Here is a 22823-nt window from a genome sequence, read left to right on the forward strand (position 1 = left end):
GCTGCGCCCGCGTAGGTCTTCCCGTCAGGCAGGTCCGCGCTCGCAACCCGCGAACAGATCGCGTGCAGCGTCGTATTCGGGCGTGCGCACCTGCATGAGCCCCAGCACGGAGTGGAACAGGTTGTCCTGGCTGACTTCGTCGTTGCTGCGGGCCTTCAGGCATGCCGTGTCGATGCCGCGCGCGGCGCTGAAGCCTGGCGACAGCCACATCAGCATCGGCACATGGGTCTGCGTGTCGGGCGCGATCGCGTACGGCACGCCGTGCAGGTAGAGGCCATCTTCGCCGAGTGATTCGCCGTGGTCGCTCAGATAGATGAGCGCCGTGTCGCGCCCGTTCTGCTCGCCGAGGAAGTGGATCGTGCGGGCGAGGAAGTCGTCGGTGTAAAGCACGGCGTTGTCGTAGGCGTTGACGATTTCGTCGCGGCTGCAGCGGTCGAGGTCGGAGGTCTCGCAGGTTGGCGTGAAGCGGCGGAACGCGGCCGGATAGCGCGTGTAATACGCCGGGCCGTGGTTGCCGAGCTGGTGCAGGATCACGACCTGGTCGCCGGGATTCGCGGCGATGCGATCGGCGAGGCCGTGCAGCATCGCTTCGTCGAGGCAGCCTTCGGCGTTGCAGGCTTCGGCCACGCTGCCGTGTTCGAAGGACTCGAACGCGAGGCCTTCGCACACCCCTTTGCAGCCGGTCTGGTTGTCGCGCCACAACGTGCGGATGCCGGCGTGTTCGAGCACGTGCAGCAGCGACTGCGAATGGTCGATGCGGTCCTTGTCGTAATGCGCACGACCCCAGGGCGAGAACATACATGGCAGCGAGATCTCGGTGCTGGAACCGCAGGCCACGACGTGGGCGAAGTTGATCGGCCCCGCCGGCGCCTGCGCCAGTGCGGCCAGCTGCGGCGTGGTCTGTCGCGCGTATCCGTCCAGGCCCCAGTCCTGCGCGCGTACCGTTTCACCGACGACGAGCACCAGCAGCCGCGGACGGTCGCCGGCGAGCCGGCCCACCACCTTCGCCTGCAGGCCGATCGGCGCACGAGGGCGGTTGTGATCGACCCCGGCGTCGCGCGCGACCTGCACCAGCGACACCAGGTAATTGCCTGGCGTGACGAGATAGCGCAGCTCGCGATGGTTGCGCATCAGCGCGGAAATACCCTGGAACGATGCCAGCAGTGCCGCGGCCGCCACGACAATCGCCAGCACGATGGTGGCCAGGCGCACCAGCACGCCGCGCAGCAATGGGCGCGACTTCAGGCGTAACCGCCACACCAGCAGCGAAGGAGCCACGCCGTACGCGAGGATTGACGGCAGCGCGTGCAGCGAAACCAGCTCGTGCGACTCCTTGCCATCGGTGTGCAGGATGTTGCGCAGCATGTCGGCGTCGAAGTACACGGTGTACGCCGACATGAAATAGGCCGCCGCGGCGCTGGTCAGCAGCAACACGATCAGCAGCGGCTTTGCAGTCCAGCGATTGAGCAGCACGCACAGCAGCATCGTGTGCAGCGCGATGATCGCCACGGCCAGGCTGGCGAAGGTCAGCGCACCTTGCGTGCCGTGCAGCGCGCCCGTCGCCGCCACTGCGCGGAAGAACGTCTGGTTGCTCGCGACCGCGAAGTAGATCGACGCGGCTACGGCAAGCGTTTCGATGCTGACAGCAGGTCGTGCACGCGCAATCGAGCGCAAGCGCGCGAACACCCTCTGGCGTCCCGGCACGACGGCGCTCACGGCGCGATGTCCGGAAGGTTGCGCTGTGAACGGGTAGCGCCAGGCGGCCAGAACACGCAATGCAATGCGACGGCGCAGGTCCAGCAGATGGCGATGGCGGCCAGGTCGTGCGAAAGAAAGTGCGCGCCGCGCAGCTGCTGCGAGATGCCGAACAACAGGCCGGCACCGATGCCGACGGCAAGACCCCAACGGCGCCATTGCGGCTTCACTGCAAGCAGGAAGAAGTACGTTGCCAGCCATGCATAGCCGCCGCTGGCGTGGCCGGCGGGAAAGCACCGCGCCGCACCCATGCCGGCCGGACGCCATTCGAACAGGCCGATGTAGGCACGCATGCCGCCATAGCGCGCGAGATCCCACGGGCAGTCGACGTTCGACCAGGTCTTCAACCATGACACCAGCAGCGTCGACAGCGCGGTCGCTGCCAGCAGATAGAGCAACGGGCGGCGCAGCGATGTCCATCCGCTGCGGGTGCAGGCGACCAGCCACGCCGCCAGTACCGCCAGCCAGGCAGCGGTGCTCACGTCGCGACCGAGCAGATGGATCAGGTGCTGGGTGGCCCATGCATGGCGCAGCGCCCAGCGTCCGCCTTCGAGCGCGTAGAGGCGATCGGCCAGCCACAGGTCACCGTGCAGGACGGTGGCGACGAAGAACAGGCACGCCAGTACGAACAACGGCCACTGCAAGTGGCTTCGAAGGAAGTGCGGATGGGTCTCGACTACCGCAACAGGCCGTACGGCGGGCCGCGGCGGCGCGAAACCGTCGGCGGAATGATCGATGGCGGGAGGAATCATGCAGCGCTTCTGGAATGCCGGGTTTCCGGCTGTCGCATGGTCCGTGCGCTGCTGTCGGAGAACGGTCGGAGCGGCATTCGTTAAGCGTTAACCGTTCGACGCCGTTCACCCGGGAGCCGGCGTATCGCGCACCGGTGCTATCGTCATTCGCGCTCCGACGGCGTTCCGACGTCATCGGTCGCAAGCTGGCCGGCCGGCGCGAACGCGCCGCCCAAGACGGAAGCGAACGCATGCGCGTGCTGGTGGTGGAGGACAACCGGAACCTCGTCGCGAACCTGTTCGAATACTTCGAAGCGCGCGGCCATGCGCTCGACGCCGCGCCCGACGGCCCGACCGGCCTGCACCTCGCACTGAACCAGGACTACGACGCGATCGTGCTCGACTGGATGCTGCCGCGAATGGATGGTCGCGAAGTGCTCACGCGCCTGCGCGCCGCGGGACGGCACGTGCCGGTGCTGATGCTCACCGCGCGCGCCGAACTCGACGACAAGGTCGGCACGTTCCGCAGTGGCGCCGACGACTACCTCACCAAGCCCTTCGACCTGCCGGAACTCGAAGTGCGGCTCGAAGCACTCGCGGCACGCGCGCATGGCCGCGGCCGCCGCGTGCTGGAAGTGGGCGACCTGCGCCTGGACCTGGCCACACTCGAGGTCACGCGCGGCGGGCGCTCGCTGCACCTCTATCCGGCCTGCCGCAAGCTGCTGGAAATGCTGATGCAGGCCAGCCCCGCCGCGGTGTCGCGCGAACGCCTGGAGCGCGGCCTGTGGGGCGACAGTCCGCCCGATGGCGACATGCTGCGTTCGCACGTGTACGAACTGCGGCGCAGCGTCGATGGCCCGTTCGCCACCAAGCTGATCCACACGCTGCCGCGCGTCGGTTACCGGCTTGCACTGCCCGAAGGCAACGAGGCCGCGGAAGCGTCCGATGAAACCTGAGACCGGCTCCGCATCGAAGTCGCGGCGACGCGGCAGTCTGCGCAACCGCATCCTGCTGGCGCTGCTCGGTTACGTTGCGCTGCTGTCCGTGGTGGTGATCGCGCAGGGCTTTCTCGTGCACGAACGCGCCGAGCGGCTGGTGTGGCGCACGATGCTGTCGTCGGAACTCGACCACACCGTCGAGCGCATGCACGGCGACCCCGGTTACCGTTGGGTCAACACCAACAACATGTCGCTGTACGACGGACTCGGCACGATCCCCCCCGCGCTGCAGGGTGTTGGCCCCGGCCTGCATGACGATATCGTCATCGGCGACCGCATCTATGTCGTGATGGTGCGTGAAACCGACGGCCGGCCGCTGATGCTCGCCCTCGACGTCACCGACTTCGAACAGCGCGAGGTGCACACCGCGGTGCGCGTGGTCGGCGTTGCCCTCGCGTTGATCGTGCTGCTCGGCCTGCTTGTCGCGTGGGCCACTAACCGGATGGTGCGTCCGCTCAGCCGCATGGCGCAGCAGATCAGCGGCCTGCGTCCGGATCTTCCCGCACAGCATGTCGACGTGCACGGCGCGGCCAGTTCCGAACTGCACGTGATCGCCGATGCGCTCAACGACTACCTGCAACGCAACGACCGCTTCGTCGAACGCGAACGCGTGTTCATCGACGCCGCCAGCCATGAGTTGCGCACGCCGATTGCGGTGATTGCCGGCTCGACCGAACTCGCCCTGCAGCAACCCGACCTGCCCACGCCGGCGCGGCATCACCTGACGCGCATCCGCCGCACGTCACGCGATGTCGAGGGACTCATTTCACTGCTGCTGGTGCTGGCCAAGGATCCCGCGCGCCTGTCGCAGTCCGGGGAACGCGTGGCCCTCGACGCGTTGCTGCCCGACATCATCGAGGACCACCGCCATCTCACCCGCGACAAGGCGCTCGCGATCACCCTGGCATCGTCGGAGCCGGTGGAGATCGTCGCACCGCTGCCGATCGTGCAAGCGGCGATCGGCAACCTGCTGCGCAATGCGATCGAACACAGCGATCGCGGTGAGATCACCGTACGGCTCGAGAAGCCCGCGACCGTGGTGATTGTCGATCCGGGCCATGGCATGTCCCCGGAAGAGATCAGCGCGATTTATGCGCGCATGGCCCGGGGTGGCGGCAGCAGTCGCGGCGATGGCGGCAGCGATGGCATCGGCCTGGACCTGATCTCGCGGCTGTGCGAGCACCTGGGCTGGCAGTTGAGCATCGCATCGGATGAGGGACGGGGGACTACGACGACGTTGATGTTTGGGCGGTAGTGGCGGGTGGGTTACTTGACGCGTCGGGTCGGCTTGGCGTGTGGCATCGTTGTTTTTGCCGTTGCTCGTCATTCCCTCGACGGATTTCACCACAGCCGAAGGCTGTTGAAGCGGGAGTCCAGTGACGTTCGTTTTCGACGTTCGCTTTTGCTCGTCATTCCCGCGAAGGCGAGAATCCAGTGACTGGCTTTCAGTCTGCCTAGCCGCAAAGAACAAAAGGCGCTGGATTCCCGCCTTCGCGGGAATGACGAGCCAGAAGCAGAGAAAAGTCGCTGGATTCCTGCCTTCGCAGGAATGACAAGCGAAAGAGCGAGAGCGAGAGCGAGAGCGAGAGAAACTACTTCCCGCGCGCGTCCTTCACCACATCGCCGCCCTTCATCACGAACGGCACCGCTTCGAGCACCGTGATATCCGCGGTTGGATCCCCGGGTACCGCAATAAGGTCGGCGAGGCGACCCACTTCCAGCGTACCCACGTCCGTGCGGCCCAGCGCTTCGGCGGCGCTCACCGTCGCCGACTGGATCGCTTCGACCGGCGTCATGCCGTACTGGACCATCCAGCGGAACTGCTTCGCATTGTCGCCGTGCGGGTAGATGCCGGCATCGGTGCCGAAGAGCATCTTCACCCCGGCCGCGTGCGCCTTGCGGAAGTTCTCGCGCTGCACGTCACCGATCTCGCGGTCCTTGCGCAGGTTGTCCTCGAGCACGCCGTTCTTCTTGCCTTCGGCCTGCGTGTACTCGGTGTTGTAGATGTCCATCGACAGCCATGCGCCGCGCTGCTTCGCCAGCTTGATGCCTTCGTCGTCGATCAGGCTCGCGTGTTCGATGGTGTCGACGCCGGCGCGGATCGCGTCCTTGATGCCTGCCGCGCCATGGGCATGCGCGGCGACGCGCAGGTCAGCCATGTGCGCTTCCTCGACCACCGCCTTCATTTCATCAAGCGTCATCTGCTGCGCGCCGGGCTCATCACCGTGCGAAAACACGCCGCCGGTCGCACAGATCTTGATCACCTGCGCGCCGTACTTGCGCAACGTGCGCACGGCCTTGCGGGCTTCTTCCGGACTGTCCGCGTTGAACGGACTTTTTTCGTCCATCGACGGCGGGAAGAACGTGGAATCGCAATGGCCGCCAGTCGCGCCGAAGGAATACGCCGCGGTGATCACGCGTGGGCCCTCGATCTTGCCGGCGTCGATCGCCTGGCGCAGGCCGACGTCGTTCCAGGCATCCGCGCCGACATTGCGCACGGTGGTGAAACCCGCCTGCAGCGTCTTCAGCGCGTGCGGCACTGCGAGTACCGACCAGAAGCGGTCGCCGAACTGCAGGCCGGTGTAGCCGCCGTAGCTGGGATCGCTGTCGAGGTGCACGTGCATGTCGATCAGGCCCGGCAGCAGTGTCATGTCCCCGAGGTCGTAATGCGGGCGATCGGTCATCACGGCGCTGTTGCCGGCGCCCTGCACGACCTGCTTGATGCGCCCGTCTTCGATCTGCACGGTGACGTCGTGCAGCATGCGCCCGCTGCGCACGTCGAGCATGCGCGCGGCGGTCACGACCGCATTGCCGTGATCGAGCGCATGCGCGGCACCGAACGGAAGCAGGCACAGCAACGACAGCGTCAGAGCGCGCAGGGCGGGCATGCGTGGACCTCTTTGATCGGCCGGCGTCAGCCGACCTGCTGGAATTCAATCGGCGCCACCGGCTGCAGCCACGGCAGCAACCAGTGGTCGACGAGCAGGAATGCGAACAGCGCCATCAGGTAGACGATGGAATAGCTGAAGACCTTCATCGCATACAGTTCATCCGGCGGATCCATCAGCTTCCACGCATGCCAGATGAAGGCGACGCCGAGTACCAGCGCGCCGCCCAGGTAGAACCAGCCGCTCATGCCGGCCGCGAACGGCAGCACCGTCACCACGACCAGCAGCACGGTGTAGAACAGGATCTGCCAGCGCGTGTATTCGACACCGTGCGTGACCGGCAGCATCGGTACCATCGCCTTGCGGTAATCCTCGCGGCGGAAGATCGCCAGCGCCCAGAAATGCGGCGGCGTCCACACGAAGATGATCAGCACCAGCAGCAGCGCGTGCGGCCAGTCCCATTCGCCCTGCATGCCGGTGATCGAGGCCCAGCCCAGCAGCGGCGGCGCCGCGCCGGCAATGCCGCCGATCACGATGTTCTGCGGCGTAGCGCGTTTGAGGAACACGGTGTAGACCACCGCGTAGCCGATCAGCGACGCGAAGGTAAGCAGCGCGGTGATCGCGTTGACGAAACACCACAGGATCGCCATCGAGAGCGCGGCGAGGATCAGCGCGAACACCAGCGCGCGGCGCGGTGTGATCTGGCCCATGACGATCGGACGCCATGAGGTGCGTGCCATCTTCGCGTCGATACGCGCATCCAGCAGCTGGTTGATCGCCGCCGCGCTGGAGGCCGCCAGCCAGATGCCGAGGAAGCCAAGCAGGCCACGGCGCGCTTCCTCCAGCGTGGGCCACCCATCGATGGCGAGCAGCATGCCGACCAGCGCGGTGAACACGATCAGCGCGACGACGCGCGGCTTGGTCAGGTCGAAGTATTGGCGGAGGACCGCCGGCGCCGACGTATTGCTCATCGGTTCAATGCTCCGGCGCGCGCAGGCGCGCAAGCAGCGACACCAGCAGGAACAGCAGCAGCGCCGCGCCGGCGTTGTGCAGCACCGCGACCGTCAGCGGCAGGCCAAGCTTGACGTTGGCGATGCCGAGTGCGACCTGCGTCACCACCAAGGCCGCAAGCAGCCCGCCCCACCCGCGCATGCCCGGCGTGCGCAGCAGCTTCAGCGCCAGCCAGAGCATGTAGACGAAGACCACGGCCGCCATCATCCGGTGCGCCATCTGGATCGCGATGCGCGACTGGCCGTCGAGGATGCCGCCTTCGTAATCGACGCCTACACCGCGCCAGAGCACGAAGCCCTCACGGAAGTCGTGCGGCGGCCACCACTGCCCGACGCATTGCGGAAAGTCGTTGCCGCAGGCGAGCGCGGCGTAGTTCGCACTGGTCCAGCCACCGAGCGCGATCTGCAAGCCGAGCACGACGATGCCGATGATCAACCAGCGGCGCATTACCACCGCATCGGCGAGGCGGATCGGAATGTCGGTCGCGCGCCATGCCATCCAGACCAGCAGCGAAAACGTGGTCAGCCCGCCAAGCAGATGGCCCATCACCACGATCGGCTTCAGCAGCCACGTCACCGTCCACATGCCGAGCAGCGCCTGGAAGATGATCACCGCGAGCGTCAGCACGGCCACGCGGCTCAGGTCGCTGTTGCTCCAGCGCCACGCCGCGACCAGCAACACGGCTTCGCCCGCAATCGCCAAAGCGGAAGCTGCAGTGTGTTCGCCCTTCATGTACAGCGGAATCGCGATCGCCACCAATAGCGCAGCACCGATTACCTGCCACACGCCACGCGCGCGACGGCGCGCGGCCACCAGCGCGAGCGTCAGCACGAGCACGCCAAGCACGCCGGCGATCATGCGGTGCACCTGCTCGCGCCAGGCCTTGTGGGTTTCGAAGGGACGGATCGCGCTCGCGGCGTGTTCGCTGACTTCCTGCGCGGCACCCGGCCACGTGGCGCGGCCGTAGCACGTCGGCCAGTCGGGGCAGCTCAGGCCCGCGTTCGACAGGCGCACGAACGCGCCGAACACGATCACGCCGAGCGCGAGGGCAACGGCGAGCCAGGCGAGGCGATGGAAATGTCTGTGTACCGCAGGCCGGAGAGAACCGGCGGGTTTGGTCTGTGCACTCATGCGCGGTCTTGCCCTACTTCAGCTTCAGCAGCTTGGCCAGGTCGGAGCGCAGGTCGCCCGGATCGGAGCCGGCAGCGTAGCGCAGAATCACGAAGCCGTTCGGATCGATCACGTACACCGGCACGCCGCGGTGGCCATCGAAGGTGACGAGGTCGACGCGCGGCAGCTTCGCGCGCAGGCCCGCGTCGGCTTGAAGCAGGCGCAGGGTCGCGAGCTTCGGCGCATTGGTTGGCAGCTCGCACGCGGCCATGGACGGACACAACCAGAGCACGTCGACGCGGGTGGCTTCGCGGCCCAGCAGTTCCCATACCTTGTAGATGTCTTCGACCGCCTTCGTGCATTCGGCGCCACAGTCGGCCGGCGGCGCGATGGTGACGCGCCATACGCGGTTGATCGGTGCCCATGCATAGGCGGTGCCGTCGAGCAGCTTCGGAGTGACGGCGCGCAGGTCGGCGGGTGGCTGCAGCAGTTCGCCCTTGTTCTTCATGCCGGCCGGGCGCCAGCCGGAAAACCGCAGCACACCTGCGAAAAAAAGGCTGCCGAAGAACAGAGCGAAGATCGCCAGCAACATCATGCGATTGCGCTTGCGGTTCGGAGCGGCGGAAGGATCAGCGTGGTTCATGGCGGGCCTTGCGGAACGTCAGGATGAGCGCCGTGACAAGCACGGCGATGGCCAGTGCGAACCATTGCAGCGCGTAGCCGCGATGGCGCTCGGGCTGAAGCGTGTTGGCGAGCAGCTGCAGGTCGCGTTCGTAACCGAGCGGAAGCGCCGGATCCAGGCGCAGCACGCGCGGCGCGAGCGGCGGTTGCAGATCGAGCGTGCGCGACACGACATCCATGTCGATGCGCGTCAGCACCCAGCCGTCGCGCTGGCGCGCGATGCCGGTGCCGAGCGCGAGGCCGGACGACGGCGGCGGCACCAGCAGGCCACGCACTTCGATGCGGCCCTTTGGCAAGGCGATGGCCGGCATCACGCGCGTGGGCGGCAGCGGCAGCCATCCCAGATCGATCAGGATGGGCTGGATCGCGCCTTCGGGCAGGAATACGCGATACGCATGCACGCCCGCGCGGCCGTCACGTTGCTGGTTATCGAGCCATAGCGGTCCCTTGTCTGCGAAACGGCCTGCACCCACTCCCCAGTCGTAGTTGTGGATGCGTTCGCGGTTCGCCGCCTGCGCAAGCGACACCGGCGTGCGCCGCGCCAGCACCTGCGCGGACGCATCGAGCATCGCCTGCTTCTCGACCGCGCGCTGCGATTGCCACAGCCCCAGCCGCACGAACAACGCGATCGCCAGCACGGCCAGCGCCCAGCCGACTATCAGGTTGCGCCGGCGGCTCACGCCCGGCCTCGCGCAGGCTGCGATAATGCCGCCACGGGCGCGCATCGTCCGCTCCGGAGCATCGCCGTGAAGACCCTGCTGATCATCGCCGTCCTGATCCTCATTCTCTGGAACCTCGGTGCCGGCCTGTACTACATGATGGTCGACAAGGGCGAGAGCAAGCGCACGGTGAATGCGCTGACCCGCCGCGTCGCGCTGTCCATCGCGCTGATCATCGGCGTCGTCATCGCCGCCAAGATGGGCTGGATCGAATTCCACGGCGTCGGCCGCAATCCGTAAGCCGCTTCGAGCTTCATGACGCCTCGCGCGCCATCGTCGCGTCGACGCCTGTAGCAAACATTCCCGCAGAAAAACAAAAGGCCCGGGACCGCGGCTTTCCAGCCTCAGCCCGGGCCTTCGCGTGTCGGCTTACAGCACGTAGACGAACAGGAACAGGCCCAGCCACACCACGTCGACGAAGTGCCAGTACCAGGCCACCGCTTCGAACGCGAAGTGGTGTTCCTTGTTGAAGTGGCCCTTGGCGCAGCGGAATCAGATGATCGCCAGCATGATCGTGCCGAGCGTCACGTGCGCGCCGTGGAAGCCGGTGAGCATGAAGAACGTCGAACCGTAGATGCCCGAACCCAGGGTCAGGTTGAAGTGCTTGTAGGCCTCGATGTACTCGGTGCCCTGGAAGTACAGGAACAGCGCGCCGAGCAGCACGGTCAGGCCGAGGAACAACAGCAGCGTCTTGCGCGCGCCCGCTTTCAGCGCGTGGTGCGCGATGGTGACGGTCACGCCCGAAGACAGCAGGATCAGCGTGTTGAGCAGCGGCAGGCCCCAGGCCGGCACGGTCTGGAAGTGACCGCCGACGCCGGCCGGGCCGTTGGTCGGCCAGCCCGCGGTGTAGCCGTTCCACAGCAGCGCGTTGGTCATCACGCCATCGCCTTCGCCCGAGAGCCACGGCAACGCGTACTGGCGGGCGTAGAACAGCGCGCCGAAGAACGCCGCGAAGAACATCACTTCGGAGAAGATGAACCACACCATGCCCATGCGGAACGAGGTGTCGACCTGCTTGTTGTAGTTGCCCTTGATCGACTCGCGGATCACGTCGCCGAACCAGCCGAACAGCACGCCGCACATCAGGGCGATGCCGAAGAAGAACACCGGCTTGCCCCAGCTGACTTCATTGAACCAGCTGGCGAGGCCGACCATGGTGGTGAACAGCGCGATCGAGCCGAGGAACGGCCAGCGGCTGCTGTGCGGCACGAAGTAATGGTGGGCGTCTGCGTGTGCTTGTGCCATGGCAGGTGTTCCAGTCAGGTGCTATGCGAGGAAAGCTGGTTGAGAACTCAGGGCGCCGCGTGCGAAGCGCCGGTGCTGCCGGCAAGCTTCGACGTCAGCACGTCGTTCTTGAAGAACGTGTAGGAGAGCGTGATCGTCTGCACGTCGGACGGCAGGTTCGGATCGACGATGAAGCGCACGGGCATGTCGCGCGTCTCGCCCGCCTGCAGCGTCTGTGCGGTGAAGCAGAAGCATTCGGTCTTGCTGAAGTAGCCCGACGCGCGCGCCGGCGCCACCGACGGCACCGCGCTGCCCACGATCGGGCGCGTGCTGGTGTTGGTCGCCTTGTAGGTCGCTTCGTACTGCTCGCCCGGGCGCACCGTCATGGTCAGCTGGTTCGGCGCGAACTGCCACGGCAGTTTGGAATTGACGCCGCCGTCGAACTGCACGGTGACCACGCGTTCGCTGGACGGCTTCGCATTCGTTACGCCCTCAGCCGCGGTGCGTTCCAGACGGATGCCCAGCACCTTTTCGCAGGCTATGCGGTACAGCGGAATCAGGCTGAAGCTGAAACCGAACGCGGCGATCGCGACCAGCACCATCTTGGTGAGCCCGCGCGTCGCACTGCGTGAAGCGCCGTTATTGGCCGGTGTGCTGCCGTTGACAGGCGTGTTGTCGCGATCGGCGTTCACTTCGACAGCCCCACCATCGCGATGAAACCCGCATAGACGACGACCGCGATCACCGCGATCCACAACGCCATGCGACGCGCGCGCTTGCGGCGCGCATCGACTTCATTCGGCGGTAGCGGATTGTTCGGGTTCATGGGATCCGTAGGTGCCGGGCTTGCCCGGCACGTCGCGTCACTCAGTGCGTGATATCGCCGTGGGCGAGGTCGCCGTCGCGGATCACCGGCGGCACGGTGAAGGTGTGGTGCGGCGCCGGGCTCGGCACGGTCCACTCCAGGCCACGGGCCGACGGCCACGCGCGCGCTTCGGCCTTGACGCCGCTCTTCAGCGAACGCCACAGGATGAAGGCCATCATGAAGGGCGTCACGAACATGCCGAACGCGCCGATCGAGCTCACCAGGTTCCAGTCCGCGAACACCACGTTGTAGTCCGGGATACGGCGCGGCATACCGGCCAGGCCCAGGAAGTGCTGCGGGAAGAACAGCAGGTTGACGAACACCATCGTCCACCAGAAGTGGAACTTGGCCATGGCCATGTTGTACATGCGGCCCGACCACTTCGGCCACCAGTAGTACACCGCGCCGATGATGCCGAACAGCGCGCCGGTGACGAGCACGTAGTGGAAGTGCGCGACGACGAAGTAGGTGTCGTGGTACTGGAAATCCGCCGGCACGATCGCGAGCATCAGGCCCGAGAAGCCGCCGATGGTGAACAGGATCACGAACGAGATCGCCCACAGCATCGGCGCTTCGAACGAGATCGAGCCGCGCCACATCGTGGTCACCCAGTTGAACACCTTCACGCCGGTCGGCACCGCGATCAGCATCGTCGCGAACATGAAGTAGATCTCGCCACCGAGCGGCATGCCGACGGTGAACATGTGGTGCGCCCACACGATGAACGAGAGGAAGGCGATCGAGGCGGTCGCGTACACCATCGCCTGGTAACCGAACAGCGGCTTGCGGCTGAAGGTCGGGATGATTTCCGAGACCACGCCGAAGGCCGGCAGGATCATGATGTAGACCTCGGGGTGCCCGAAGAACCAGAAGATGTGCTGGAACATCACCGGGTCGCCGCCGCCGGCCGCGTTGAAGAACGAGGTGCCGGCGTACTTGTCGGTCAGCAGCATCGTCACCGCGCCGGCGAGCACCGGCATCACCGCGATCAGCAGGAACGCGGTGATCAGCCAGGTCCAGGCGAAGATTGGCATCTTCAGCAGGTCGACGCCCGGGGCGCGCATGTTGAGGATGGTGGCGATGATGTTGATCGCGCCCATGATCGAGCTGATGCCCATCATGTGGATGGCGAAGATCGCGAAGGCAACGTTATTGCCGCCCTGCAGCGACAGCGGCGGATACAGCGTCCAGCCGCCGGCAGGCGCGCCGCCCGGCATGAACAGCGTCATCAGCAGCAGGGTGAAGGCGAAGGGCATGATCCAGAAGGACCAGTTGTTCATGCGCGGCAGCGCCATATCGGGCGCGCCGATCTGCAGCGGAATCATCCAGTTGGCCAGGCCGACGAAGGCCGGCATGATTCCGCCGAAGATCATGACCAGCGCATGCACCGTGGTCATCTGGTTGAAGAACATCGGCTCGACGAACTGCAGGCCCGGCTTCATCAGTTCGGCACGGATCACGACGGACATCGCCGCGCCGATGATGAACATCACGAACGAGAACACCAGGTACAGCGTTCCGATGTCCTTGTGGTTGGTCGAGAAGAACCAGCGCTCGATGAAGCCCTGCTTGTGATCGTGGGCGTGATCGTCGTGGTGCACGGGCGCGTGCGTGGCTTCGTAATGCGTCGACATGGTCGTGTCCCGGTAACTCGTTCGGATCAGCCGGCGACCGCTGCAGCGGCGCCGGTGGCGGCAGAAGCGGCGGCGGGCGCGGCTTCGGCGGGGGCCGGTTCGACCGGCGTCGTTTCAGCGGGAGCGGCGGGCGCAGCCGGCGTGGCCGGAGCGTTCTTCGCCTTCTGCTCGTTCAGCCACGCGGTGTATTCGGCCTTGGGCAGCACGCGCACGACGATCGGCATGAAGCCGTGGTCCTTGCCGCACAGCTCGGCGCACTGGCCGCGGTACACGCCCGGCTTGTTCACGCTGGTCCAGGCCTCGTTGACGATGCCCGGGATCGCGTCCTGCTTCCAGCCCAGCGCCGGCACCCACCAGGCGTGGATCACGTCATCGGCGGTGATGACGAAGCGGACCTTGGTGTCCACCGGCAGCACCAATGCGTTGTCCACGTCGAGCAGGTAGTTCGCCTTGTTGGCGGTGCGCGCGTCGACGCCGCTCTGGCGGATCTCGTCGCTCTTGCGGTCGAGGCGGCTGGTGAGGCTCACGCCTTCGCCCAGGTACTCGTACTTCCACATCCACTGGTAGCCGGTGACCTTGACGGTCATCTGCGACTCGCGGGTGTCGTACATCTTGATCAGCTTGCTGGTGGCGGGGAACGCCATCAGCACCAGCAGCACGATCGGGACCACGGTCCAGACCACTTCCAGCTTGGTGCTGTGGGTGAAGTCCTTGTCCGGCACCGCACCCTTGGAGTGGCGGAACTTGAACATGGCCACGGCCATGGCGCCAAACACCAGGATGCCGATGGCGACGCAGATCCACAGCGCCAGCATGTGGGCCGAGTAGGCGTTCATCGATTGCGCAGTGACGCCTTCGCCCATGTTGAGCTGCCAGCGGTGCGGTGCATTGGTCCACGTGTCGCTGGCCTGCGCGAAGGCGAGCAGCGGAGCGGCCATCGCGGCCACGCCCATTGCCCACTGTCCCGCGGTCCCAAGCTTGCTACGACCGGCTTTCATCAGTTCGAGCCCCGAAAAGATCAGTTGGATCAGTTGATTCCTGTGTCGCTCCGCTGGCTGCCCGGCCGCGCTGCTTCGGACTGCGAGGCAGCCCGGCCCCGGGTGGGGCCGCGTGGAACGGGGTGGCTGGCAGGTTCGGGCTGGAGGATCACCTGGTCGGGCACACTGGCCAGGCACACGTGATCAAACCGGACGGAACCCATCACGCCGGAGACCGCCCGAATAGGGCAACGGCTTCGCGGACGCTACGGAATAACCGTGAAATGGTAGCGACAGGGGCGCGCCCGGGCAACCCGCAATTGCTGCAGCGACTGATGGGTTCAGTCGGAAAAAGCGGCAAATCCGGCACAAAAGCGCCCGCGATCCTGTGCTCTCCACGGCCCTCGCACCGGGCGCGGAGTGGCACCGAAGCTCTAGACTATGCGGCTTCCCCACCGCTTCCGCGGACCCATGAACCCACCAATCGCCAACACCGTGCCGGCGAGCACGGATGCGCCCGTCGCCGACGGGCTGATCAGCGCCGAACTTCCGCCCCCGCCGCTGGGCCCTCGCGCCGCGATCACCGCCGGTTGGGTGCGCGACGAAGCCGCCCACGTGCGCCATCTGCTCGAACTGGCGCGCCTGCCCGAAACCGAGCGGCTGCAGGCGCAGGCTACCGCCGCCGACCTCGTCCGCCGCGTTCGTGCACGCGCCAAGGACCAGGGCGCGATCGAAGCCTTCATGCGCCAGTACGACCTGGGCAGCGAGGAAGGCGTGCTGCTGATGTGCGTGGCCGAGGCGCTGCTGCGCATCCCGGACCAGGAAACGGCCGACAAGCTGATCCGCGACAAGCTCGGCGATGCGGACTGGAAGAAGCACATGGGCCAGTCCGATTCGGTACTGGTCAACGCTTCGACCTGGGGCCTGATGCTCACCGGCCACCTCGTCGATCTCAATGACGAAACCAAGCGCGACGTGCACGGCGCCTTCAAGCGCCTGCTCGGCCGCGTCGGCGAACCCGTGATCCGCCTCGCCGTGCGCCAGGCGATGAAGATCATGGGCCACCAGTTCGTCATGGGCCGCACGATCGGTGAAGCGCTCGCGCGTTCGCAAAAGGGCGACAACGCGAACTACCGCTATTCGTTCGACATGCTCGGCGAGGGCGCGCTCACCACGAAGGATGCGCTGCGCTATCTGCAGGCGTACCGCGATGCAATCCATGCGATTGGCCGGAGCGGCCAGTTCACCGCGCGCGAAGTCTTCGGCGTGCCATCGATCTCGGTGAAGCTGTCGGCGCTGCATCCTCGCTACGAACATGCCAAGCGCGAACGCGTATTCGCCGAACTGACGCCCCGCGTGCTCGAACTGGCGCAATTGGCGAAGTCATACGGCATCGGCTTCACCATCGATGCGGAAGAAGCCGACCGGCTCGAACTCTCGCTCGACGTGATTGCTGCCGCATACGCGGACAAGTCGCTCGACGGCTGGGAGGGCTACGGCCTCGCCATCCAGGCGTACCAGAAGCGCGCGCCGGAAGTGATCGACTTCATCGCCGACCTCGCCCGCCGCCACGGCCGCCGCATTCCGGTGCGACTGGTGAAGGGTGCGTACTGGGACAGCGAGGTCAAGCGCGCGCAGGTCGACGGCCAGCTCGGCTACCCGGTGTTCACGCGCAAGCCCAACACCGACGTCAGCTATCTCGCCAACGCGCGGCGCATGCTCGAAGCGACCGACGCGATCTACCCGATGTTCGCCACTCACAACGCCCACACGATCGCGACGATCTGGCAACGCGCGAAGGCGATGGGCCGTGAACGCAATTTCGAATTCCAGAAGCTGCATGGCATGGGCGACGACCTGTATGCCGAGGTGATCCCGGCCTCGCGCCTCAACGTGCCGTGCCGCGTGTATGCACCGGTCGGCTCGCACGAGGACCTGCTGCCGTACCTGGTGCGCCGCCTGCTCGAGAACGGCGCCAACTCCAGCTTCGTCAACCGCATCACCGACGAGGACATCGCCATCGATGACCTCATCCGCGATCCGGTCGAAACCGTTTCCGCATTCGAATCCATCGCGCATTCGCGCATCCCGCAGCCGGTCGACCTGTACCGCAGCTACGGCATAGACAGGAGCAACTCCATGGGCGTGAACCTCGCCAACGACGACCAACTGCGCACGCTCGCCGAACAGGTCAATGCCGCGGCCAAGGACAACTGGCACGCCGCGCCGCTGGTGCCCGGCGCGACCATCGCCGGCCCGAACATCGCGGTGACCAATCCTGCCGACCGCCGCGAAACCGTCGGCCAGTGGCAGGCTGCCGACGCAGCGACCGTCGAACTCGCGCTGAAGAGTGCCGTGGCCGCGCAGGATGCCTGGAACACCACGCCTGCCGCATCGCGCGCCGCGATCCTCGAACACGCTGCCAACCTGCTCGAAGCGCGCATGCCCCAGTACATCGCGTTGTGCGCGAAGGAAGCCGGCAAGACGATTCCCGATGGCGTCGCCGAAGTGCGCGAAGCGGTCGACTTCCTGCGCTACTACGCGGCGCAGGCGCGCGCCCTGTTCAAGCCGGAAGCACTGCCCGGCCCGACCGGCGAATCCAACACGCTGCAGCTTTCGGGCCGCGGCTTGTTCGTGTGCATCTCGCCATGGAATTTCCCGCTGGCGATCTTCCTCGGCCAGGTGTCGGCCGCGCTCGCCGCCGGCAACAGCGTGATCGCCAAGCCGGCCGAGCAGACCAATCTGATCGGCTACTACGCGGTGAAGCTGCTGCACGAAGCCGGCGTGCCCGAAGCCGTGCTGCAGTTCCTGCCGGGCGACGGCGCCACCGTCGGCGCGGCGCTCACAAAGGATCCGCGCGTGGCCGGCGTCGCCTTCACCGGCTCGACCGACACCGCGCGCGCGATCAATCGCTCGTTGGCAGCAAGAGACGCCGCGATCGGCGTGCTGATCGCCGAAACCGGCGGCCAGAACGCGCTGATCGCCGATTCCTCCTCGCTACCCGAGCAGGTGGTGAAGGATGCGATCTCCTCTGCCTTCACTTCCGCCGGCCAGCGTTGCTCGGCCGCCCGCGTGCTGTTCGTTCAGGACGACATCGCCGGCAAGGTCACGCACATGCTCGCCGGCGCGATGGCCGAGCTGAAGGTCGGCAACCCCGGCCTGCTCTCGACCGACGTCGGCCCGGTGATCGACGAGGACGCGTTGAAGATGCTGCGCGACCACGCCGCGCGTATGGATGTCGAAGCGAAGAAGATCGCCGAAGTCGAACCCGGTCCCGATGCGGCGCATGGCAGCTTCTTCGCCCCGCGCGCGTACGAAATTGCCTCGATCGACGTGCTGCACAAGGAGATCTTCGGGCCGGTGTTGCACGTGATCCGCTGGAAGGCCGACCAGCTCGACGCAGTGATCGATGCGATCAACGGCACCGGCTACGGGCTCACCCTCGGCGTGCATTCGCGCATCGACGAAACGATCGAGAAGATCGCTTCGCGCATCAAGGTCGGCAACTGCTACGTCAACCGCAACCAGATCGGCGCGGTGGTCGGCGTGCAGCCGTTCGGCGGGCAGAACATGTCCGGCACCGGTCCGAAGGCCGGCGGCCCGCACTACCTGCCGCGCTTCACCACCGAGAAGACGATCACCGTGAACACGACGGCGGCCGGCGGCAATGCGTCGCTGCTGACGCTCGGCGATTGATGCCGTAGAAAAAAACCGCGCCGCTCCACAAAGAAAAAGCCCCGCAATCGCGGGGCTTTTTCGTTTCGCTGCGAAGCAGGCTTCGCTTAGAACCTGTACTGCGCGGAAACGCCAACCAGGTTCGCATAACCGTCGAACTCACCGACCAGGTGCGAGCTGCTGGACGAAACGATGTCGACTTCGGAAGTGTCGATCTCGATGCGCTGGTAGGCGGCATCGACGCTGAAAGCATCGCTGATGTTCCAGGTGAAGCCGATCGAGTACAGCATGCGGTCGTTGTCAGGCAGGCGCGGCGTGCGCGTCTCGATGTGGGTCGGGGTTTCGTCGCGGGTCACGCCACCACGCAGGGTGAAGCGATCGCTCAGGTCCCACTCCGCGCCGATGGCGTACATCTCGGTGTCGTTCCACGAGAAGTCTTCCACCGTGTTCGGCTGGAAGGGGTTGGCGTAGTCGATGTTGATGCTGCGCAGCGAGCTCCAGTCGGTCCACTGCGCATCCGCCATCACGCGGACGGTGTCGGTGACCGAATAAGTCGCGCTGAGCGTGCTCACGCTGGGCGTGGTCAGCGGCGCGCTGATGTCGCTGTCGACGAAGCCATTGCCGAGTACGGCCAGGCGCTGGCGCTGGGCCGGCGTCAGTGGCAGTGCGGGGTTGGTGGCAAGCGCGCGGTACAGCGGCTGCGCGCCGCGGAAGTTGGCCGGCGCGTCGAACCGGGCGTCGCCCTCGAGGTCGAGGTCGATTTCCGAGCGGTGCGAGAAACCGAGCCGCAGCGAGTCGGTCGGCTGCCACTGGACGCCGGCGAGCCAGCCGATGCCGGTGCCATCGCCCGATACCGTGGCGAAGCCGTCGGCGCCCTGCGGTACGCCGCCGGTGGGCGTGGCGGCCATGAAGGTGCCGAAGTCGATCGCGTTCGACAGGGTGACGTCGCCGCGTTCATAGATCAGGCCGACGCCCACCGACAGGCGTTCGTGCAGCTGCACGGCGGCGGACAGGGTGAGGTCGACGAGCTTGAGGTCGGACTCGACGGCGTTGTAGCGGCCGACCCAGTCGCGGTCGTATTCGGTCTTCAGGCCGAACGGCGCGCCGATCGCGGCACCGACGGTGAGGCCTTCGAGGGCGCCTTGGAGCGGAAACACGGCCGACAGGTTCGGCACGGCCTGGACGCTGCCGGCGTTGCCGCCGTCGCCGCCGGTCAGCGGGGTGCCCGCGCCGGAAGTACCGCCGCCTTCGAACTGGAAGGAGATGTCGATCGCGGTGACGTCAGCCTGCACGGTGGTCTTGTCGAGGTTGACCATTGCCGCCGGATTGTTCGAAACGACGCTGGCGTCGTTGTCGCCCGTGGCGGCGCCGGCCTGGCCGCGGCCGAGATTCTTGACGCTGCTCTCGCGCAGCTGGAAACCGGTGGCGTGCGCCTGTCCCATCGCCAGCACGCCGGCGATACCGAGCGCCAACGCGCTGAAGGTGGTGCGATTTGCTTGATTCATGTGTGTACTCTCTCCGATGGACTTCTGTATGAGTCTTCTTCTTGGTCGTCCTGCGCGGCGCCGGCGGGGCCGTTGCCGTCACGCGCCGAGACCCCTCCCGACGTACGACACCGTATGCACTATAACGTGGCCATTAACCGGATGCTAACAACGTCCCCGGGCCCTCCGCCCCTGCCGGAAGCTGCAATCCGGAGCCGATGGGCGGCATGAGCGTGTTCATTTCGCTCCCTTCCCGCCAGAAGGCACCCCTGCGCTGGGCCGTGCCCCTGCTGTTCGTGGTGCTGTGGGCCTGTTTCCTCATGTTCGCCCTGCTTCCGGACCCCCAGCAGCAACGCCTGATGCTGGACTGGGGCGCACTCTCGGGCGGCATGGCGGCACCTTCGGAATGGATGGCGTCGCTGCGCGACGGCCGGGTCCTGCGCCTGTTCACCGCATTGTTCCTGCATGCCGACTGGGCCCATCTCCTCGGCAACCTGGTGTTCCTGCTGATCTTCGGGCTTTCGGCCGAGCGCGCGATGGGACCATGGCGTTTGCTGGCCCTGTTCCTGCTGGGCGGCGCGGTTGCGAATCTTGCCGCCGCCATCGCCATCGGTACGCCGGACCGGCTGATCATCGGTGCCAGCGGCGCGGTCTCGGCACTGATCGGCGCCTACCTGGCCCTGTTCCCAGGAGCGAAGCTGGGCGTGGTCGTGCCGCTGGGTTTGTTCCTGCAATTCGTGAAAGTGCCCGCGCCGCTGCTGATCGGCATCTGGGCGCTGCTGCAGCTGGTCTTCACCTTCATCGGCCCGGCGTTCGGCGCCGTGGCCTGGTCCGCGCACCTGGCGGGCTTCGCGTTCGGTGGCATCTTCGCCCTGATCGCCAAAGCCGGCATTGCGCGGCGGATGCGGCGCAAGCGCGGTTTCTGACCGCCTTGTGCGCGCTGCGCCGCGCCCTCATCTAAGCGTCCAGCTATTCCCGATTCCCGCAAGCATTTACGCGAGCAGTCCTGCGAGCATGAAGACGCTCTACAAGATCACTTTCCTCAACGCCGGCCGGATCTACGAGCTGTACGCGCGCAAAGTCAGCGCCGGCACGCTGTGGGGCTTCACCGAAGTCGCCGAACTCGTCTTCGACGTGCACGACGGCGTGGTGATCGATCCCACCGAAGAGCGCCTGCGCGACGAATTCGGCGACACCCGCGTGCTGCACCTGCCGATGCAGAGCGTCGTGCGCATCGAGGAAGTCGAGAAGAAGGGCCAGTCGGCGATCCGCGATGCGGCGACGGGCGAGAAGGTCGTCACCCCGTTTCCAATGCCGGCGAAGCCGCGCTGAGGTCGCGCCCGCTGCAGTTCAGGAGCAGCGATTCAAAGGCAATGTCCAGCTCAGCGCGAAGCACACGACGTTTGCAAACAGCAACCAGCCTCCGGCGTTGCGCCACTTTGACGACGAACGCCTTGGAACGACTACCGCGAGCGCCGCGAAGGTGCCCAGACCCCAGGCAGGAAAGCCGATCAGCACCAGCGCATAAGCTGCGCACGCTTCGCGCGAAGCCCAGGCGAGCAGCGCCAGGCCCAGCACGCATGTGCACGCGGCAAAGATCGTCAGCGCGCTGCTTACCCGCGCCGCGTACGGCACATCAGCCGTCCTTGCGGGTGGCGGGTGCCGACGCAACCGGCTTCTTCAGTTCATTGAGCGCGGCGGTGATCGGCGCGTCGCCTTCCAGCACTTCGCCCGCATTGGTGCCGGGCGCATCGTCCTCGTCGCCAGCGAGATGCCCGCGCAGGCTCGCTTCCGTGTAGTCGGGCTTGCCGCCGTTCTGAGCATCCTTCGCGGCGTGCAGTTCGACGTCGGGAACGATGCCCAGGGCCTGGATCGATTTGCCGCTCGGCGTGTAGTAACGCGCGGTGGTGAGCTTGACCGAATCGCCGTTGTCGAGCGGCAGCACCGTCTGCACCGAGCCCTTGCCGAAGGTGCGGCTGCCGACGACGCGTGCGCGCTGGTTGTCGCGCAACGCGCCGGCGAGTACTTCGGAGGCGCTCGCCGAACCCGCATCGACCAACACCACGACCGGCGCTCCACCACTGCGATCGCCCGGCGTCGCGCCGAATTCGGCATCGCTGATCGGCACGCGGCCGCGCGTGCTGACGATCTTGCCCTTCTCCAGCAGGCTGTCGGCGATCTGCACCGCGGACGTCAGCAGGCCGCCCGGATTGCTGCGCAGGTCGATGACGAGGCCACGCAGCTTGCCGCCGGCCTGTTCGCGCAGTCTGTCGAGCTGGCGATCGAAATCGGCGGCGGTGTCGGCCTGGAACGAGGCGATGCGCAGATAGCCGTAGCCCGGTTCGAGCATGCGGCTTTTCACGCTGACGATGCGGATGGTTTCGCGGGTCAGGGTGATGTCGAACGGCTTCGGCTTGTTTTCGCGCACGACCGTGAGCGTGACCTTGCTGCCCGGCTCGCCACGCAGCGGACCGGACGTGTCGCCTTCGTCCGGCTTGAACGGCTTGCCGTCGATCGCGGTGATGATGTCACCGGCCTTGATGCCCGCGCGCGCGGCAGGCGTGTCGTCAATCGGCGCGATCACGCGCAGGCTGCCGTCGGGCTGGCGCTGCAGTTCGACACCGACGCCGCCGTAGGAACCGCGCGAGGCTTCGTCGAATTCCTCCGCCGTCTCGTGTTCCATGTACATGCTGTGCGGATCCAGGTCGAACAACAGGCCGCGGATCGCGGACTGCATCAGCGTCCTGTCATCGACGGGCTCGACGTAGGCTTCCTTCACCGCGTTGTAGACCGCGACGTAGCGGCGGATTTCCGCAAGCGGCACCTTGGAGGCGCTGGTGTCTTCGGCGCCGACGTTCATGGCGTCGGGCGCCTCGATCGGCGCGGGATCCTCCTTGGGTTCGCTCGCCGGTGTTTCCTGCGCGAAGACGGGCAGGGCAAACAGGGCGGCGGCGAGTGGCAACAGGCGCAGGGACATTTTGGAACGCTCCGGACGGAAACCGCTTCGACCCGGTTTGGACCGCGCGATGCGGGCCGGGTTCAGCCGATTATGTGGGGAAATGCACGCGGCT

The 22823-nt window shown here is 66.3% G+C and carries 19 protein-coding genes and 2 pseudogenes; 6 read left to right on the forward strand and 15 right to left on the reverse strand.

The window, feature by feature from the left end; all coding sequences use genetic code 11:
* Positions 1-24 precede the first annotated feature (24 nt).
* Both ASD14_RS12735 and ASD14_RS12740 read right to left on the reverse strand, forming a co-directional pair.
* Entirely contained in the window at positions 25-1716 is a 1692-nt protein-coding gene (locus tag ASD14_RS12735) for a phosphoethanolamine--lipid A transferase (protein WP_056134364.1), read from the reverse strand.
* Complete coding sequence (locus ASD14_RS12740; RefSeq protein ID WP_082538974.1) at positions 1713-2507, reverse strand: phosphatase PAP2 family protein; 795 nt, start codon at positions 2505-2507, stop codon at positions 1713-1715. Before ASD14_RS12740 ends, ASD14_RS12735 begins: the two co-directional genes overlap by 4 nt.
* 230 nt (positions 2508-2737) lie before the next feature.
* On the opposite strand from ASD14_RS12740, the gene ASD14_RS12745 reads away from it, so the two are divergent.
* Entirely contained in the window at positions 2738-3442 is a 705-nt protein-coding gene (locus ASD14_RS12745) for a response regulator transcription factor (protein WP_056134504.1), read from the forward strand.
* Positions 3432-4739: a HAMP domain-containing sensor histidine kinase gene (locus tag ASD14_RS12750; protein ID WP_056134367.1), complete on the forward strand. Its 1308-nt coding sequence runs from the start codon at positions 3432-3434 to the stop codon at positions 4737-4739. The genes ASD14_RS12745 and ASD14_RS12750 overlap by 11 nt, the downstream gene beginning before the upstream one ends.
* Before the next feature lie 337 nt (positions 4740-5076).
* Here ASD14_RS12750 and ASD14_RS12755 read toward each other — a convergent pair whose 3' ends face one another.
* From ASD14_RS12755 to ASD14_RS12775, 5 genes are read right to left on the reverse strand one after another with little or no spacing between them, the layout of a single operon-like run.
* Positions 5077-6372 carry an amidohydrolase family protein gene (locus tag ASD14_RS12755; RefSeq protein ID WP_056134369.1) on the reverse strand — a complete coding sequence of 432 codons (1296 nt, stop codon included), beginning with the start codon at positions 6370-6372 and terminating at the stop codon, positions 5077-5079.
* Between the two features lie 26 nt (positions 6373-6398).
* Positions 6399-7343 (reverse strand): heme o synthase, encoded by a 945-nt coding sequence (locus ASD14_RS12760; protein WP_056134372.1) that lies wholly within the window; start codon positions 7341-7343, stop codon positions 6399-6401.
* A 4-nt stretch (positions 7344-7347) separates the two neighbouring features.
* A complete protein-coding gene (locus ASD14_RS12765; RefSeq protein WP_056134377.1) occupies positions 7348-8514 on the reverse strand; it encodes a COX15/CtaA family protein in 1167 nt (388 codons plus the stop codon).
* Between the two features lie 13 nt (positions 8515-8527).
* Positions 8528-9136, reverse strand: coding sequence for a hypothetical protein (locus ASD14_RS12770; protein ID WP_056134381.1), 609 nt, complete (start codon positions 9134-9136; stop codon positions 8528-8530).
* On the reverse strand, positions 9123-9899 hold the full coding sequence (locus ASD14_RS12775; protein WP_162247711.1) for an SURF1 family protein: 777 nt from the start codon (positions 9897-9899) through the stop codon (positions 9123-9125). Before ASD14_RS12775 ends, ASD14_RS12770 begins: the two co-directional genes overlap by 14 nt.
* A gap of 15 nt (positions 9900-9914) precedes the next feature.
* On the opposite strand from ASD14_RS12775, the gene ASD14_RS16540 reads away from it, so the two are divergent.
* Complete coding sequence (locus ASD14_RS16540) at positions 9915-10133, forward strand: twin transmembrane helix small protein (protein ID WP_056134509.1); 219 nt, start codon at positions 9915-9917, stop codon at positions 10131-10133.
* Positions 10134-10262: 129 nt separating this feature from the next.
* Here the strand turns inward: ASD14_RS16540 and ASD14_RS12785 are convergent.
* The 5 genes and pseudogenes from ASD14_RS12785 to coxB all read right to left on the reverse strand — a co-directional run bounded on the left by ASD14_RS12785 (position 10263) and on the right by coxB (position 14569).
* Positions 10263-11138 (reverse strand): annotated as a pseudogene (locus ASD14_RS12785) (cytochrome c oxidase subunit 3).
* A 47-nt stretch (positions 11139-11185) separates the two neighbouring features.
* The gene (locus tag ASD14_RS12790; protein ID WP_255355034.1) at positions 11186-11809 is read right to left on the reverse strand and encodes a cytochrome c oxidase assembly protein; all 624 of its coding nucleotides are present in this window, start codon (positions 11807-11809) and stop codon (positions 11186-11188) included.
* Entirely contained in the window at positions 11806-11943 is a 138-nt protein-coding gene (locus ASD14_RS16140) for a hypothetical protein (protein WP_157475368.1), read from the reverse strand. Before ASD14_RS16140 ends, ASD14_RS12790 begins: the two co-directional genes overlap by 4 nt.
* A gap of 41 nt (positions 11944-11984) precedes the next feature.
* On the reverse strand, positions 11985-13616 hold the full coding sequence (gene ctaD, locus ASD14_RS12795; RefSeq protein WP_056134385.1) for a cytochrome c oxidase subunit I: 1632 nt from the start codon (positions 13614-13616) through the stop codon (positions 11985-11987).
* Between the two features lie 26 nt (positions 13617-13642).
* Entirely contained in the window at positions 13643-14569 is a 927-nt protein-coding gene (coxB, locus tag ASD14_RS12800; RefSeq protein WP_056134388.1) for a cytochrome c oxidase subunit II, read from the reverse strand.
* A 495-nt stretch (positions 14570-15064) separates the two neighbouring features.
* Here coxB and putA point away from each other — a divergent pair, with 495 nt between their 5' ends.
* A complete protein-coding gene (putA, locus tag ASD14_RS12805) occupies positions 15065-18289 on the forward strand; it encodes a bifunctional proline dehydrogenase/L-glutamate gamma-semialdehyde dehydrogenase PutA (RefSeq protein ID WP_056134391.1) in 3225 nt (1074 codons plus the stop codon).
* A gap of 86 nt (positions 18290-18375) precedes the next feature.
* Here putA and ASD14_RS12810 read toward each other — a convergent pair whose 3' ends face one another.
* Positions 18376-19773 (reverse strand): outer membrane protein transport protein, encoded by a 1398-nt coding sequence (locus ASD14_RS12810; protein ID WP_056134392.1) that lies wholly within the window; start codon positions 19771-19773, stop codon positions 18376-18378.
* Between the two features lie 212 nt (positions 19774-19985).
* Here ASD14_RS12810 and ASD14_RS12815 point away from each other — a divergent pair, with 212 nt between their 5' ends.
* Together ASD14_RS12815 and ASD14_RS12820 are read left to right on the forward strand one after the other, a co-directional pair.
* Complete coding sequence (locus tag ASD14_RS12815; protein ID WP_056134515.1) at positions 19986-20678, forward strand: rhomboid family intramembrane serine protease; 693 nt, start codon at positions 19986-19988, stop codon at positions 20676-20678.
* An 88-nt stretch (positions 20679-20766) separates the two neighbouring features.
* A complete protein-coding gene (locus ASD14_RS12820; RefSeq protein ID WP_056134395.1) occupies positions 20767-21084 on the forward strand; it encodes a DUF1820 family protein in 318 nt (105 codons plus the stop codon).
* 18 nt (positions 21085-21102) lie between these two features.
* Here ASD14_RS12820 and ASD14_RS12825 read toward each other — a convergent pair whose 3' ends face one another.
* The gene (locus ASD14_RS12825; protein WP_157475374.1) at positions 21103-21330 is read right to left on the reverse strand and encodes a hypothetical protein; all 228 of its coding nucleotides are present in this window, start codon (positions 21328-21330) and stop codon (positions 21103-21105) included.
* A gap of 94 nt (positions 21331-21424) precedes the next feature.
* Positions 21425-22729 (reverse strand): annotated as a pseudogene (locus ASD14_RS12830) (S41 family peptidase); the annotation flags it as partial.
* Between the last annotated feature and the right edge of the window lie 94 nt (positions 22730-22823).

The organism is Lysobacter sp. Root494, from assembly GCF_001427225.1.
Taxonomy (GTDB): Bacteria; Pseudomonadota; Gammaproteobacteria; order Xanthomonadales; family Xanthomonadaceae; genus Agrilutibacter.